Raw genomic sequence first — 14,661 nt, forward strand, 5'->3', positions numbered from 1 at the left:
AGGGCTCCGCCGATGTTGTGTGGATCAGGCGGTCGCTAGGTCCAGCTTGCCGGCAGCCTGCTGGCGCTTGTAGACCAGCAGGGTCAGCACCACGGGCACCACTATGGCCACCAGCATGGCGACGGCGTAGATGCCCCAGTATTGCGGCTGGATGGAGAGGATGCCCGGCAGGCCGCCCACCCCGATGCCGTTGGCCATCACGCCGCTGAAGCCGCAGATGAGGGCTGCGAGGCTGGAGCCCACCATGGCGCACAGCATGGGGAACTTGTACTTGAGGTTGATCCCGTACATGGCCGGCTCTGTCACCCCGAGGTAGGCAGAGATGGCGGCCGGGACCGAGATCTCCCGTTCGTTCTCCTTGCGGCTGATGAGGATGATGCCGACGACCGCCGAGGCCTGAGCTATGTTGGAGAGGGCGATCAGTGGCCAGATGGGGGTGCCTCCCATGCTCTGCATCAGCTGCAAGTCCACCGCGTTGGTGGTGTGGTGGATGCCGGTGATGACCAGGGGCGCATAGAGGAAGCCGAACAGGGCCGCGCCGATGGGGGCGAAGGAACCTGTCATGGCGGCCTTGGCGGCGAAGCCGACGCCCTCGCCAATCCAGCGACCGAAGGGGCCGATGAAGGCGTGGGCCACGATCACCGCCAGCAGCAGGGAGATGAAGGGCACTATCACCAGGTAGAGGTAAGCCGGAATGATGCGCTTGAGGTTGGTCTCTACCCAGGCGAGGAAGACACCCGCCAGCAGGGCCGGAATGACCTGGGCCTGATAGCCCACCTTCTGGATGACGAACAGGCCGAAGTCCCACACTTCCGGGGTCTGCTGACCGATGCCGTAGGCGTTCATCAGCTGCGGCGAGACGAGGGTGATGCCCAGCACTATGCCGAGGATCTCGGAGCCTCCCATCTTCTTCACCGCAGACCAGCAGACACCCACCGGCAGGAAGTGGAAGATGGCTTCGCCCAGCAACCATAGGAAGGCGTGGACCTGGGCCCAGAACTGGCTGATCTCCACCAGGGTATGGGTCCCGTCGTCGAACATCTTGATGTCGCCGATGACGTTGCGAAAACCCAGGATCAGGCCGCCGGTGATGATGGCGGGCAGCAGGGGCACGAAGATCTCCGCCAGGTGGGAGATGCCGCGCTCCAGCGGATTCATGTTGTGGCGGGCCGCCTGCTTGGCGGCATCCTTGCTGGCGCCGCTCACCCCTATCTCCTGGGTCAGCGCCTTGTACCACTGATCCACCTCGTTGCCGATCACCACCTGGAACTGGCCGCCCTGGGTGAAGCTCCCCTTCACCGAGGGTATGGTCTCGATGGCCTTGGGGTCGGCCTTGGCCGGGTCGGCCAGCACGAACCTGAGTCGGGTCAGGCAGTGGCTGACGGTGGTGATGTTGTCCTTGCCGCCGATCCGTTCGATCAGCTGTGCCAGATGTTGTGTGTTGACTTTTGACATGAGCCTTCCCTCTGTGACTCCATGAATAATGGTCGTGTCTTTGCCGGCTGGCCAATGACCGCCCGCTTATTGGTATCGTTCCCAATCAGCATGAGGCCAGTGGTTGACATCAGCAATGGGAACGTTCCCAATTCGTGGCGCTGGTCACAAAAAGCGCAAAACACCGAGAATGGAGGTAAAGATAGACTACAGGGGCTGACAGGGGGCGATGGTGGCTCTGGGGGGCTGCCCCTCTTCAATCTGGTCGAGCAGCTGTCTGGCGGCCAGGATACCGGCATCCTTGTAGCCGAAATCCAGGCTGAGGGTGTTGGCAAAGAGGAAAGTCAGCATGGGATTGCTGCCGAGGCCGCTCACCAGGATGTCGGTGCGACCCTGCTCCTGCAGGTATTTGGCGGCGCCTATGGCCAGGGTGTCGCTGGCGCAGACCATGGCCTGGGTGGTGGGGGTGAGCAGCTCGGCTGCCAGCCGGTAGCCGCTGTGCAGGCTGAGATCCCCGAGGGCGCTGTGGGGGACGCGCCCCTGCTCCCGACAGTAGTCGAGGTAAGCCTGGTGCCGGCGCAGCCCAGTGGTGAGATCGCTGCGTTCCACCCCGAGATAGGCGACCTCGGTCAGGCCACGCTCCCCGAGGTGGGCGAGCACGGCGCGCACCGCCCCGTCATCGTCGAAGCAGACCGACGAGAAGCCGGGGCGCTCGCGGGCCATCAGCACCAGCTTCTCCCTGAGCGGCACCATGGCGGCATAGTCCAGATCGTTGAAGGCAAACAGGATGATGCCGTCCACCCCGCGCCGCTCCAGCACCGCCAGGTGCTCGCTCACCTTGGCGGGAGAGAACTTGCTCTCCATCAGCACGGCATCGTAGCCACGCTGGTAGAGGGTCTCCAGCATGCCGCGCACCGCCTGGTTCTCGGAGCTGGAGTCGAGGCGTGACACCACTATGCCAACCACCTGCTGACTCTGGCTGCGCATGGCCCGCGCCGATTTGCTCGGCACGAAACCGTGCTCTGCGATCACCGATTCGACCCTGGCCCTGGTCTGGGCATTGACCTTGGGATCCTGATTGAGCACCCGGGAGACGGTCGACTTGCCGACCCCGCTGAGGCGAGCGATATCGAGGATGGTCAGTTTCTTTTCCATGGGGGATCCGTGACAGGGGAGGGCGACAACCGGGATGCAGACATTGTTGTGATTAACTCCTGTGAATACAAGCCCATGGCGTTAGAATGCCCTTTCCCAGGCGACTTTCTTCGCCGTTGCACAGGACGCGCATCATGGATCTGTTGGCAAGTCTGCACTTCTCCCTCTCCATCACGGGCCCCATCTGTCTGGTGCTGGTGCTCGGCATCTGGCTCAAGCGGCTGGGCCTCTTGCCTGATAGCTTCGTCGAGTCCGCCTCCCGTCTGGTGTTTCAGGTCACCCTGCCCGCCCTCTTGTTTCTCAGCATGGTGCGCACCGACTTTTCCACCATGCCGAGCCCCTGGCTGATCCTCTACGGCCTGCTCGGCACCCTGGCCGGTTTTCTGGTGCTCGAGCTGCTGGCGGCCCGCTTCATCAGCGAGCAGAAATTGCGGGGCATCTTCGTGCAGGGCAGCTTTCGCGGCAACATGGGGATCATGGGGCTGGCCTACGTGCAAAACGCCTACGGCCCGGAGGGGATAGGCGCCGCCGCCCTGCTGGTGGGCTCCATCACCGTGCTCTACAACATCCTCGCGGTGATCACCCTGACCCGCAGCCTGGGTGGCGGGAAAGGGATCAGGCCCATCCTCAAGGGGATTGTCAGAAATCCCCTCATCATCGCCATCCTGGCGGCGCTGCCGTTCGGCCTGCTCGGCATAGAGTTGCCCCAGCTGGTGATCACCACGGGCAACTACTTCGCCAACATGACACTACCGTTGGCGCTGCTCTGCACCGGTGCCAGCCTCAACCTCAAGGCCCTGCGCGGCGGCGCCATGCTGACCGGCTGGGCCACCGCCAACCGTCTGTTCTGTATTCCCGTGCTGCTGGTGCTGGGAGCCTGGGCGCTCGGTTTCAACACCCAGGCCCTCGGCATCCTGTTTCTCATCAGCTCCACCCCCACCGCAGCCGCCAGCTATGTGATGACCCGTGCCATGGGGGGCGACAGCGCCCTGGCGGCGAACATCATCGCCACCACCACGCTCGGTTCGCTGGTGACCACCAGCCTGGGGGCGGCGCTGATGAACTATCTGGGGCTGATGGGATAGCCCTTCAGCCCAGCCGCTCGCGTTCCTGCTCCAGCACCATCTTCTCGTGGGCCAGGAAGAAGGGGCGGTAGAGCACATAGCTGTTGAGGATGCAGACCAGGCTCATCAGGCCATTGCTCCAACTGCCGTTGGCCGCCCAGGCGGCGCCCAGTGGGGAGGGCATGGACCAGGGCAGCAGGGCGATGAACTTGTCGAGGAAACCCCACTGGGTCAGCTGCCAGGCGATCACCGCATTGATCAGGGGAACGCTGATAAAGGGCAGGAAAAACAACGGATTCATGATGATGGGAAAACCGAACAGCAGCGGTTCGTTGATATTGAACATGGAGGGGATGAACCCCAGCTTGCCCACCGACTGGATGGAGTGGCTGCGGCTGCGCATGGCCATGAACACCAGAGGCAAGGTAGTCCCAATCCCCCCGATCAGCAGGTAATAGTCCCAGAACCCTTGCAGGAAGATGTGGGGCAGGGGCTCACCCGCCATCAGCGCGGCCTGGTTGGCGCTCACCCCGGCCATCCAGAAGGGTGACAGCAAACCGGTCACTATCAGAGCGCCGTGGATCCCCATGAACCAGAGCAGATGGGCAATCAGCAGGGTGATCAGCAGGGCTGGCAGGGTGTCGGCACCCACGATCAGGGGTCGGAACAGGGCGGCCATGAAGTCCGGCAGGCTGATCCCGAACTGCTGCTGCAACCAGAGCCGCAGCAGGCTCAGCGAAAGCATGATGAACAGCAGCGGCACGATCAGCTGAAAGCCTCGCCGCGTCATCACCGGCACCTCATCCGGCATCTGGATGTACCAGCCTCGGCGATAGAATAACCGGGTCACCTCCACCGAGTAGAACGCCATCAGCAGGGCCGTGAAGATCCCGGCGCCCCCCAGATAACCAAAGACACCGGGCTGCAGCGAGCGAAAGTCGATCAGCATCAGGAACGCCATGCAGCCCCCTAGACCGCACAGACGCTCGGGCATCTCGTATGCCTTGGCGAGGCTGGACGCCGCGCCGAAGGCGATGATCAGTGCCACCAGCCCCAGGGTGTGGGAGTAGACGGGAAACAGGAAGGGATGCAGCTCCCGCGCCAGCCAGTGCAACCACTGCCCGAAGGCGTGCGGCGTGTCGGGGGCGATGGGAGGATAGAGAATGGGGACCAGCAGGCTGCCGACGATGACGAAGGGCATGGCCAGCTGAAAACCATCGCGCAACGAGAGCACATGGCGACTGCGGGTCAGCCAGTTGGCAAACGGTACCATGCGCTGCTCTATCATGCCGACCAGCATTGCCATCCATTGCAGATTCATCACGTTATTCGGTTCCTTGTCATCCTGATACCCCTTGTCATTACGGGGCTTGGACGCCATTTTGACGGCTTTGCGGTTTTGTTTCCGTAATATCCGCGACCATTTTGCCATTTCATTACCTCGCTCACACTTCCCGACCCTTTGAATCGGAAAATGCCGATCCCGCTCACACATCAATGGATTTAATTTGGAAACCGGTTTCCAAATTAAATCCATTCGATCCAGAATGCGCCATCCGTTACGAACGTCTGGAGAATCGGGAAATGAAAAAAATCATGTTGTGCTGCTCTTCCGGCATGTCCACCAGCCTGCTGGTCAAGAAGATGAAAGAGGAGGCGGACAAGCGGGGATTGGACGCCGAGATACAGGCCTTCGGGGCGGCAGAGTTCGATCTGCAGATGCCCCACTACCAGGTGGTGCTGCTGGGGCCCCAGGTCAAATACATGCAAGCCGAGCTGCAGCAGCGTGCCGCAGCCCACGGCGTACCGGTCGACACCATCAACATGATGGATTACGGCATGCAACGGGGTGACAAGGTCCTCGACCATGCCCTCACCCTGATCGGCTGATGTGCAACCCCAACCAGTGAATGTCACAAGGAAACCCTCATGAACACCCTTTACGAGCGTTTTGTCAGTACCATAGAGAACCGGGTCAGCCCCCTGGCCGGGCGGATTGGCCAGCAGAAATACGTGCAGGCGATCCGTGACGGCTTCATCGCCGCTTTGCCCTTCATGATCGTCGGCAGCTTCATGCTGGTGTTCATCTTCCCCCCCTTCTCACCCCAGACCCAGTGGGGCTTCGCCCGCGCCTGGCTCGACTTCTCGTCGACCTACCAGCCGCAGCTGCTGCTGCCGTTCCAGCTGAGCATGGGGCTGATGACCCTGTTCATCTCGGTGGGAATAGGCGCCAGCCTGGCCCGCCAGAACGGGCTGGATCCGGTCACCACGGGTCTGCTCTGCCTGATGTCCTTCATGCTGGTGGCCGCGCCCGTCAAGGATGGCGCCATCTCCATGCAGTACTTCTCCGGCCAGGGGATCTTCACGGCCCTGATCACCGCCATCTATGCGGCCGAGGTCTATGCCTTCCTCAAACGCAACAACATCACCATCAAGCTGCCGCCCCAGGTGCCGACCGGTGTCGCCCGCTCTTTCGAGGTGTTGATCCCGGTGCTGGTGATCATCCTGACCCTGCATCCCCTCAACCTGCTGCTGGAAAACAGCACCGGCATGATCCTGCCGGAAGCCATCATGTCCCTGGTCAAGCCGCTGGTGGCCGCCTCCGACTCCCTGCCTGCCATGCTGCTGGCGGTGCTGGTGTGCCAGATCCTCTGGTTCGCCGGGATCCACGGCGCCCTGATCGTCACCGGCATCATGAACCCGTTCTGGATGGCCAACCTGGCCAGCAACCAGGCCGCCATGGCGGCGGGTGAGGCGTTGCCCCACATCTTCCTGCAGGGCTTCTGGGATCACTATCTGCTGATCGGCGGCGTCGGCTCCACCCTGCCGCTGGCCTTCCTGCTACTGCGCAGCAAGGCGGCGCACCTGAGATCCATCGGCAAGATGGGCGTGGTGCCGGGCCTGTTCAACATCAACGAGCCTATCCTGTTCGGTGCCCCCATCGTCATGAACCCTGTCTTCTTCCTGCCCTTCATCCTGGTGCCGATGATCAACGCCACCCTGGCCTGGTTTGCCCTGGATCTTGGTCTGGTCGAGCGGGTGGTGTCGCTCACCCCCTGGACCACACCAAGCCCCATCGGTGCCTCCTGGGCCGCCAACTGGGCCATCAGCCCCATGGTGCTGAGCCTGCTCTGCATGTGCTCCGCCGCAGCCATGTATTACCCCTTCCTGAAGGCCTATGAGCGCACTTTGCTCAAGCAGGAAGAACGGACTGACTCGAAAGAACCGACACTGGCGGCCGTTGCCAGCCGTTGATTGCCTGCGGGGCCGCCAGGCGGCCTCTTTTTTCAAGCTTGGAGTAACACGAGATGCAATACCGTTTTCCTGAACAGTTCTGGTGGGGCAGCGCCTCGTCTGCCGCCCAGGCGGAAGGTGCCAGCCAGCAAGGGGGCAAGGCACCCACCATCTGGGATCACTGGTTCGAGCAGTCCCCCCATCGCTTCCATCAGCAGATTGGGCCGGCGCAGACCTCCGGTTTTTATGAGCATTTTCGCGATGATATCCGCCTGCTGAAGCAGCTTGGCCACAACAGTTTCCGCACCTCCATCGCCTGGTCGCGGTTGATCCCGGCGGGACGGGGAGAACCCAACCCACAGGCCGTCGCCTTCTACGACGCCATGCTCGACGAGCTCAAGGCCGAGGGGATAGAGCCCTTCATCTGCCTGTTCCACTTCGACATGCCGATGAGCATGCAGGCGCTGGGTGGCTGGGAGAGCCGGGAGGTGGTCGCCGCTTATGCCGACTTCGCCGACACCTGCTTCAGGCTGTTCGGTCACAAGGTCAAGCACTGGTTCACCTTCAACGAGCCGATCGTGCCGGTGGAGGGGGGCTACCTCTACGACTTCCACTATCCGAACGTGGTGGATTTTCGCCGCGCCGCCACCGTGGCCTATCACACCATGCTGGCTCATGCCACGGCGGTGCAGCGTTACCGGGCCCTCGGTCAGGATGGCCAGATCGGCATCATCCTGAACCTGACCCCCTCCTATCCGCGCTCGCAACACCCGGCGGATCTGAAGGCGGCCAACATCGCCGACCTGATGTTCAACCGCAGCTTCCTGGATCCGGCGGTCAAGGGGGAATACCCCGCCGAACTGGTCGAACTGCTGCGCGAATACGATCAGCTGCCGGTCTGCGAGCAGGGGGACAAGGCCCTGCTGGCGGCGGGCAAGATCGACCTGCTTGGGGTCAACTACTACCAGCCGCGCCGGATCAAGGCGCGCAGCCACGCGGTCAACCCTGCCAGCCCCTTCATGCCGGAGTGGTTCTTCGATTACTACGAGATGCCGGGCCGCAAGATGAACCCGCACCGGGGCTGGGAGATCTACGAGCAGGGGATCTACGACATCCTGGTCAACCTGCGCGACCACTACGGCAACATCCCGAGCTACATCTCGGAGAACGGCATGGGGGTCGAGGGGGAGGCCAAGTTCAAGGGCGAGAATGGCCAGATCCAGGATGACTACCGCATCGGCTTCATCCGGGATCACCTCATCTGGCTGCACAAGGCGCTGGAAGAAGGCTGCCAATGCCGGGGTTATCACCTCTGGACCTTCATCGACAACTGGTCCTGGAGCAACGCCTACAAGAACCGCTACGGCTTCGTCGAACTGGAGCTGGAGAGCCAGACCCGGCGCATCAAGAAGAGCGGCCAGTGGTTTGCCACCGCCGCCCGCGAGCATGGCTTCGACTGATTATTCCGTCAGTCGACCCGTATAAAGAAAGCGCGCCAGCCCAAGGGCCGGCGCCCATCACCAAGGAGTGTGTATGTTCGATTTGGAAGAGACCGTCATGGGGCTCATCATCAACGCCGGCATGAGCCGCAGCCTCTGCTTCGAGGCGCTGCGCCAGGCCAGGGCCGGCCAGTTTGCCGAAGCAGATGATCTGTTGCGCCAGGCCGTCGAGGCCGCCAACGCCGCCCACGCGGTGCAGACCCGGCTGATCGAGGCGGATGAGGGGGAGGGCAAGATCCCGGTCACGCTGATCCTGGTGCATGCCCAGGATCACCTGATGACCGCCATGCTGGCCCGGGAGCTGGTCACCGAGCTCATCGAGCTGCACCGCAAGCTGGCCGCCTGAGGAAGACGATCATGTTGCGACTCGGACTCGACATCGGCGGCACCAAGATCGAGGCTCAACTGCTCGATGGCCTGGGCGTCAGCCTGCTGTGCAAGCGTATCGCGACCCCGACCACGGGGTATGTCGATTTCCTGGTGGCCATCACCGACCTGGTGAACGAGATACGCCAGGAACTGGATGGTCCCTTCACCATAGGCATAGGGCTGCCCGGGGCGATCGACCCGCAGACGGGGCGGATCAAGAACGCCAACTGCCTGTTTCTCAACGGACAAGACCTTAAAGGAGACTTGACCAAGGCGCTGGGCCAGCCGGTCTGGCTCGCCAATGATGCCGACTGTTTCGCCCTGTCGGAGGCCGTCGACGGGGCGGGAGAGGCGGGCAGGGTAGTATTCGGCATCATCCTCGGCACCGGCTGTGGTGGCGGGCTGGTGGTCAATCGCCAACTCATCGTCGGCCCCAACGCCATCACCGGAGAGTGGGGACACAACCCTCTGCCCGGCTATGACCCGGCTCTGGATGGCCCGAGCCAGCCCTGCTACTGCGGCCGCGACAACTGCATCGAGCGGTTCGTCTCCGGGACAGGATTTGCCGGCCGGTTCGTGGAGCGCCACGGCCGAGGACTGTCGCCGATCGGTATCATCACGGCCGCCGCCGAGGGGGATGTGGAGGCCGAGGCCCACTATGACCACTTCATCCAGGCTCTGGCCCGCAGCGTCGCCAGCCTGATCAACGTGCTGGACCCGGATGTCATCGTGCTGGGAGGAGGTCTTTCCAACATAGATCGCCTCTATCTGGATTTGCCCCAGGCACTGACGCCCTACCTGTTTTCGGATCGCTGCATCACCCCCATGGTGCCTGCCCGTTACGGGGACAGCAGCGGGGTTCGCGGCGCCGCCTGGCTGCCGAGCTACGTCGAAGGAGCCACCACATGGGCCATCTGAACCATGGCCGCAGGGAGAGCGCCGACTCGTCTCCCACGGCAGGCGACGCTAGTCAGGGGCTGAGACACTGCCTCGGGCCCTAGCCCCACCCTATTTGATCCATGCCCTTTGCCTCACATTGCGTCGCGATGGGGGAAAGGCATGCCCGAATTTGTCCTCCTCTCGGGGAGGCAGATAAATAAGTGCTTGTATATCAAAAACATAAAACTCAAGGAATGATAATAATGAAACTGACAAACCTGTCCGCCCGGATCTTTGCCATCCTGGCCCTGAGCACCCCTTTCATGGCCAGCGCCGTGGTGGAAACCAACACGGACTTCGGACGCCTGAGCCTGGGGGGCGATGCGGAGATCAACCTGAACGCGTCCAATACTACCCGTGGCAACGTGCTGGGGCAGACCAGCGAGACTCGCACCGATCGCTGGGACGAGGACGGTCGCCTGCTGCTGAACTTCCTCGGAGTGCGAGAATTGGAAGACGGTCGCTACGGCCAGATCCAGATCCAGCCCACCATAGGCACCAACGGTGGAGCCGGTGCCGATGACGCTTATCTGGGATTCGGCCAGCGCAGCAACTGGGGGATGAAGGTCGGCCGTTTCGAGGCCTATGACATGTTCCCGCTGGGTCAGGACATCTTCGTCGAGCACTCCGGTGACAGCGCCAACGACCTCTACTCCGATGGCAATGGTTATGTCTACATGCTGAAGGAGGGTCGTGGCCGGGCAGGAAAGGGCGGCCAGCTGCTGCTGAACAAGGAGACAGGCAACTGGTACCTGGAGCTCTCCAGCCTGATCGGGGACCGCACCAATCTGTTTGCCGGCCAGCAGTACCACGGCTATGCGCTGACCAAGGCCAAGGACTCCATCATCGTGCGTCCCGTCATCGCCTGGAAGGGGGAGAACCTCAAGGTCGCTCTGGGGGCTGAGGGCAACGTGATCAGCGACGCCATCGTCACCAGCGATGACGTCTCGGTGTCCGATCGCATGGGGTACGGCCTCACCACCAGCTGGACCCAGGACGCCCTGGTCATCAACGCCAACGCGGCCCGCATGGACGCCGAGGATGAAACCGATACCACCCTGGGCGCCAACCTGCTCTGGCACAATGCCGGCCTGGGTTACATCTATGCCATCAATGACATCAGCAGCGCCAATCTGAACAACCCCAGCGCCGACTTCGGCAAGATGGTGGGCAAGCACACCATCAACACCGTCTATGCCTCCTACAAGATCCCGAGCGTGCTGGATCTGGACAACTTCGACATCTATCTGGGGGCCTACTGGTCCCAGCTGAATGTCGACAGCGCCGAGGTGGACAACATCGATCGTTATGGTGGCCGCGTGCGCTTCAAATACTTCTTCTGACCGCCGGGGTCAGAGCTGGCAGGGGGTGGCGATGGCCACCCTTTTCCATTTGTCTCAGCAGGCAAACCTTACCGGCGGGTGCTGGCCTATGTTAGGATGAACTTCTGTTAACCGGTTACCGTTGATGAAGCCATGGCTAATATTACCGATGTATCGCGCCTTGCGAATGTATCCAAAGCCACCGTCTCCCGCGTCCTGAGTGGCTCGCGCGGTGTGCGTGAAGAGAGCCGGTTGGCCGTGCTGCAAGCCGCCGAGCAGCTGAATTTCCGACCCAATGCCACGGCCCGCTCCCTGGCGACCCAGGCGACGGATTGCGTGGGCATCATCCTCTCCCCCCAGCTTGGCAATCGTCTGGCCAGCATGCTGCCGCTGCTGGAAGGGGCCTTGGCCAGGGCGGGCAAGAACATGCTGGTGCGCTTCGCCGATGGGGCGCAGCAACAGCAGCAGGCGGTCGATGAACTGCTGGGAGGGCGTTGTGACGGCGTGCTGGTACTCGGTACCAAACAGCCTCTGAACCCGGACTCGCGCCTCATTCAGCTGGATGGGGTGAGTGAGAGCGACAACCTCAATCTCTGCTACGACCTGACCTTCGCCACCGAGAGCGCCTGTCGCTTCCTGCTCGGCAAGGGCCATCGCCAGCTGGTGCTGATGCTGGATGACAAGAGCTCCCCTGCGGGAAAGAGCGCCATTCAAGGCTATCAACAGGCCCTGCAGCAGCAATCTCTGCCCTATAACAGCCAGTTGGTGATCGATGGCACCGACAACCAGCAGGCGCTGCTCGGCCTGCTCAACCGCTACCTGCCCTTTACCGCACTGGTGGTGCAGCAAGATGCCCAGGCTGCCGACGCCATGCGGCTGTTGCGCGAGTTCAACCTCCATATCCCCCAGGATGTCTCCGTCATCAGCCTGGAAGGCTCCGCCCTGGCGAGCCAGTTGACCCCACCGCTGACCTGCATCGAGTATCCGAGTGAACGGTTGGCCCAGGAGAGCGTGCGGGTGTTGCAAGCGCAACTGGCACAGAGTCTGCGACCGGCCGATGAACAGCAGAAATTCCAGGGGCGTCTGGTGGTGCGTGAATCCGTGGTGGCCCGCTAGGGCTTGACCTTGCCGCGAGCGCCAGCTTTAGGCTGAGGGCACATCAACAGAGGAGATATCCCATGACCATAGAACTCACCATTTCCGGCATGTCCTGCGGTGGCTGTGCCGCCAGCCTGCAAAAAGCCCTGCTGGCCCAGAGTGCCGTCAGCCAGGCTCAGGTGGATTTTGCCAGCAGCAAGGCCATCATCGAGAGCGAGCTGAGCAGAGCCGAGTTGATCGCGCTGATCGAAGCCAAGGGCTTCAGTGCAAAGTGATTTATCCCTATATGGGTAAAAATCAGACCAATATTCTGCTTACTTCTTTTTATTGGTGAGAGTGATCACTTAAATTTGGTTTAAAAAGGATAAAAATGCTGCAGTTTCCCCATTCAAAAGGACTGCAGCATGACCCTCCCTATCCGCAAGACCCTGATCGCCACCGTACTCGGCCTGACCCTCTCTCCTCTGGCCATGGCCCTGCCCAGCGTCCATATCCTAGCTACTGGCGGCACCATCGCCGGTGCGGGACAGTCCGCCACCCAATCCAACTATGAAGCAGGCAAGGTGGCCATCGAGACCCTGATCGCCGCCGTGCCCGAGATGAAGAACGTGGCCGAGGTGCAGGGCGAGCAGGTGGTCAAGATAGGCTCCCAGGACATGAACGACGAGGTGTGGCTCACGCTCGCCAAGCGGGTCAACGAGCTGCTGGCCAAGGACGACGTGGACGGCATCGTCATCACCCACGGCACCGACACCATGGAAGAGACCGCCTACTTCCTCAACCTGACCGTCAAGAGCGACAAGCCGGTGGTGCTGGTCGGCGCCATGCGTCCCTCCACCGCCATGAGTGCCGATGGCCCGCTCAATCTGTATAACGCCGTGGTCACCGCCTCCGACCCCGGCTCCAAGGGCCGTGGCGTCATGGTCGCCATGAACGATACCGTGCTGGATGCTCGCGATGTCACCAAGACCAACACCACAGGGGTGCAGACCTTCGCCGCCCCCAACTTCGGCCCGCTCGGCTACATCCACAACGGCAAGATCGACTACCAGCGCAGCCCTGCCCGTCTGCACACCAGCAAGACCCCGTTTGACGTGAGCAAGCTCGACAAGCTGCCGCAGGTGGGCATCGTCTACAGCTACGCCAACGCCACCGACCTGCCGGCCAAGGCGATGGTGGATGCCAAGTTCGACGGCATCGTCAGCGCCGGGGTGGGCAACGGCAACCTCTACCACAGCCTGTTCGACACCCTGGCCAAGGCGAGCAAGGATGGCATCCGGGTGGTGCGCTCCGCCCGCGTGCCGACCGGCGCCACCACCCTGGATGCCGAGATCGATGACGCCAAGTACGGCTTCGTGGCCGCCGGCACCCTGAACCCGCAGAAGGCACGCATTCTGCTGATGCTCTCCCTGACTCAGAGCAAGGATCCTGCCCAGATCCAGCGCTGGTTCCAGCAGTTCTGATCCCGGGGCTCAACCCGCTAACGTAAACCCATGAAAAAAGGGCAGGATCGGATCCTGCCCTTGCTCATGGCGTCATCTTCACATAGAGCGCGCCGTCAGCTCACCATCAGCCAGCCGCAGAAACCCAGGTACACCAGCCCCACGCAGGCCAGCCTGCCCGCCGTCATCCGCCCACGGCTGAAGCCCCACCACAGCAGTACCACCGCCAGCAGGGTCACCAGCGAGGAGACCATCATGGTGCTGTCGAGCAACCAGGGGGTGAACAGCAGGCAGAACGCCTTGGGAATGGTGCCCTGGATCATCATGGCCCCCGAGATATTGGCCAGCGCCAGCCGGTGTTTGCCCTGCAGCACCCAGATCAGCACGTTCATCAGCTCCGGCATCTCGGTTGCCACCGGGCTCAGCAGCAGGGCCGCCAGCACGGGAGAGAGGCCGAACAGCTCGCCCATGCTCTCCAGCTGATGAACGAACAGCTGGGCCGCCAGCGCCACCACCACCAGCGCTACCAGGGTCTGCAACAGCACCTTGCGAAGGGCCGGGATCTCGGCCTCGGGATCCAGCTTGAGAGGCTCTGGCAACTCGACCTCGTGGCTGTCGGTCTGTTTCAGCTCACGCCGCACGTAGACCAGATAAATCAGCACGAACAGCGGGGCCAGCCAGGTTTTACCGGTGAAGGCCACCATGCCGAGGGCCACCGCCACCAGGAAGATGCCGGCGAACCAGGCCTGATCCCGGCCTATCTCGCGCTGTACCTCGCCATCTATGACCCTGTGTTCACGGCTCATGCACAGCAGCAGGGTCACGCCGACGGCGGCATAGCCTATGGTGGAGAGCACCAGGGGGCCACCGAGGGCGGCGCCTATCCCAATCTGCTGCTGGGCGGGGGCATCCCCCATCAACAGCGCGGTCAGGGTGACGATGCATTCGGGCAAGGCAGTGCCGAGGGCCGCCAGCAGGGAGCCGGTGGCACTCTGGGAAAACTTGAAGTGATGGCCGGTCCATTCGATACCGTTGACGAAATATTCGCAGGCCAGGTAGATGGTGACGGCAGAGAACAGGAATAACAGCAGGGTGATCAACATAA

14 protein-coding genes are annotated in these 14,661 nt (G+C 62.2%); 10 read left to right on the top strand and 4 right to left on the bottom strand.

Going from position 1 to position 14,661, the window contains the following annotated elements:
* Window positions 1-24 precede the first annotated feature (24 nt).
* Both treB and treR read right to left on the bottom strand, forming a co-directional pair.
* Window positions 25-1,455 (bottom strand): PTS trehalose transporter subunit IIBC, encoded by a 1,431-nt coding sequence (gene treB, locus KW824_RS13460; RefSeq protein WP_042648161.1) that lies wholly within the window; start codon window positions 1,453-1,455, stop codon window positions 25-27.
* 186 nt (window positions 1,456-1,641) lie between these two features.
* On the bottom strand, window positions 1,642-2,589 hold the full coding sequence (treR, locus tag KW824_RS13465; RefSeq protein ID WP_218410046.1) for a trehalose operon repressor TreR: 948 nt from the start codon (window positions 2,587-2,589) through the stop codon (window positions 1,642-1,644).
* Between the two features lie 134 nt (window positions 2,590-2,723).
* Here treR and KW824_RS13470 point away from each other — a divergent pair, with 134 nt between their 5' ends.
* Complete coding sequence (locus KW824_RS13470) at window positions 2,724-3,674, top strand: AEC family transporter (RefSeq protein WP_005323502.1); 951 nt, start codon at window positions 2,724-2,726, stop codon at window positions 3,672-3,674.
* A 4-nt stretch (window positions 3,675-3,678) separates the two neighbouring features.
* Here the strand turns inward: KW824_RS13470 and KW824_RS13475 are convergent, their stop codons facing one another.
* The gene (locus tag KW824_RS13475) at window positions 3,679-4,974 is read right to left on the bottom strand and encodes a PTS sugar transporter subunit IIC (RefSeq protein WP_218410047.1); all 1,296 of its coding nucleotides are present in this window, start codon (window positions 4,972-4,974) and stop codon (window positions 3,679-3,681) included.
* A gap of 263 nt (window positions 4,975-5,237) precedes the next feature.
* On the opposite strand from KW824_RS13475, the gene KW824_RS13480 reads away from it, so the two are divergent.
* The 9 genes from KW824_RS13480 to ansB all read left to right on the top strand — a co-directional run bounded on the left by KW824_RS13480 (window position 5,238) and on the right by ansB (window position 13,577).
* Window positions 5,238-5,543: a PTS sugar transporter subunit IIB gene (locus KW824_RS13480; RefSeq protein WP_041204936.1), complete on the top strand. Its 306-nt coding sequence runs from the start codon at window positions 5,238-5,240 to the stop codon at window positions 5,541-5,543.
* Window positions 5,544-5,582: 39 nt separating this feature from the next.
* Window positions 5,583-6,908 carry a PTS sugar transporter subunit IIC gene (locus KW824_RS13485; protein WP_218410048.1) on the top strand — a complete coding sequence of 442 codons (1,326 nt, stop codon included), beginning with the start codon at window positions 5,583-5,585 and terminating at the stop codon, window positions 6,906-6,908.
* A 53-nt stretch (window positions 6,909-6,961) separates the two neighbouring features.
* Entirely contained in the window at window positions 6,962-8,347 is a 1,386-nt protein-coding gene (locus KW824_RS13490) for a glycoside hydrolase family 1 protein (protein WP_042648165.1), read from the top strand.
* Window positions 8,348-8,420: 73 nt separating this feature from the next.
* A complete protein-coding gene (chbA, locus tag KW824_RS13495; protein WP_218410049.1) occupies window positions 8,421-8,732 on the top strand; it encodes a PTS N,N'-diacetylchitobiose transporter subunit IIA in 312 nt (103 codons plus the stop codon).
* 11 nt (window positions 8,733-8,743) lie between these two features.
* On the top strand, window positions 8,744-9,673 hold the full coding sequence (locus tag KW824_RS13500; RefSeq protein ID WP_218410050.1) for an ROK family protein: 930 nt from the start codon (window positions 8,744-8,746) through the stop codon (window positions 9,671-9,673).
* Window positions 9,674-9,897: 224 nt separating this feature from the next.
* Entirely contained in the window at window positions 9,898-11,037 is a 1,140-nt protein-coding gene (locus KW824_RS13505; protein ID WP_005323515.1) for a carbohydrate porin, read from the top strand.
* 132 nt (window positions 11,038-11,169) lie between these two features.
* Window positions 11,170-12,132, top strand: a complete 963-nt coding sequence (locus tag KW824_RS13510; RefSeq protein WP_161507533.1) for a LacI family DNA-binding transcriptional regulator — start codon at window positions 11,170-11,172, stop codon at window positions 12,130-12,132.
* 62 nt (window positions 12,133-12,194) lie between these two features.
* Window positions 12,195-12,389 carry a heavy-metal-associated domain-containing protein gene (locus KW824_RS13515; protein WP_042648170.1) on the top strand — a complete coding sequence of 65 codons (195 nt, stop codon included), beginning with the start codon at window positions 12,195-12,197 and terminating at the stop codon, window positions 12,387-12,389.
* A gap of 129 nt (window positions 12,390-12,518) precedes the next feature.
* Window positions 12,519-13,577: an L-asparaginase 2 gene (gene ansB, locus KW824_RS13520; RefSeq protein WP_161507532.1), complete on the top strand. Its 1,059-nt coding sequence runs from the start codon at window positions 12,519-12,521 to the stop codon at window positions 13,575-13,577.
* A gap of 95 nt (window positions 13,578-13,672) precedes the next feature.
* Here ansB and KW824_RS13525 read toward each other — a convergent pair whose 3' ends face one another.
* On the bottom strand, window positions 13,673-14,659 hold the full coding sequence (locus KW824_RS13525) for a sodium:calcium antiporter (protein ID WP_256351377.1): 987 nt from the start codon (window positions 14,657-14,659) through the stop codon (window positions 13,673-13,675).
* Window positions 14,660-14,661 lie beyond the last annotated feature (2 nt).

It is taken from the genome of Aeromonas sp. sif0611, assembly GCF_019218845.1.
Taxonomy (GTDB): Bacteria; Pseudomonadota; Gammaproteobacteria; order Enterobacterales; family Aeromonadaceae; genus Aeromonas; species Aeromonas media.

Excerpts from the sequence above, each read along its gene's own strand:
- KW824_RS13470 (WP_005323502.1), top strand. The coding sequence starts at position 2,724 with ATGGATCTGTTGGCAAGTCTGCACTTCTCCCTCTCCATCACGGGCCCC.
- treR (WP_218410046.1), bottom strand. The coding sequence starts at position 2,589 with ATGGAAAAGAAACTGACCATCCTCGATATCGCTCGCCTCAGCGGGGTC.
- chbA (WP_218410049.1), top strand. The coding sequence starts at position 8,421 with ATGTTCGATTTGGAAGAGACCGTCATGGGGCTCATCATCAACGCCGGC.
- KW824_RS13515 (WP_042648170.1), top strand. The coding sequence starts at position 12,195 with ATGACCATAGAACTCACCATTTCCGGCATGTCCTGCGGTGGCTGTGCC.
- KW824_RS13485 (WP_218410048.1), top strand. The coding sequence starts at position 5,583 with ATGAACACCCTTTACGAGCGTTTTGTCAGTACCATAGAGAACCGGGTC.
- KW824_RS13490 (WP_042648165.1), top strand. The coding sequence starts at position 6,962 with ATGCAATACCGTTTTCCTGAACAGTTCTGGTGGGGCAGCGCCTCGTCT.
- treB (WP_042648161.1), bottom strand. The coding sequence starts at position 1,455 with ATGTCAAAAGTCAACACACAACATCTGGCACAGCTGATCGAACGGATC.
- KW824_RS13525 (WP_256351377.1), bottom strand. The coding sequence starts at position 14,659 with ATGTTGATCACCCTGCTGTTATTCCTGTTCTCTGCCGTCACCATCTAC.
- ansB (WP_161507532.1), top strand. The coding sequence starts at position 12,519 with ATGACCCTCCCTATCCGCAAGACCCTGATCGCCACCGTACTCGGCCTG.
- KW824_RS13505 (WP_005323515.1), top strand. The coding sequence starts at position 9,898 with ATGAAACTGACAAACCTGTCCGCCCGGATCTTTGCCATCCTGGCCCTG.
- KW824_RS13500 (WP_218410050.1), top strand. The coding sequence starts at position 8,744 with ATGTTGCGACTCGGACTCGACATCGGCGGCACCAAGATCGAGGCTCAA.
- KW824_RS13475 (WP_218410047.1), bottom strand. The coding sequence starts at position 4,974 with ATGAATCTGCAATGGATGGCAATGCTGGTCGGCATGATAGAGCAGCGC.
- KW824_RS13480 (WP_041204936.1), top strand. The coding sequence starts at position 5,238 with ATGAAAAAAATCATGTTGTGCTGCTCTTCCGGCATGTCCACCAGCCTG.
- KW824_RS13510 (WP_161507533.1), top strand. The coding sequence starts at position 11,170 with ATGGCTAATATTACCGATGTATCGCGCCTTGCGAATGTATCCAAAGCC.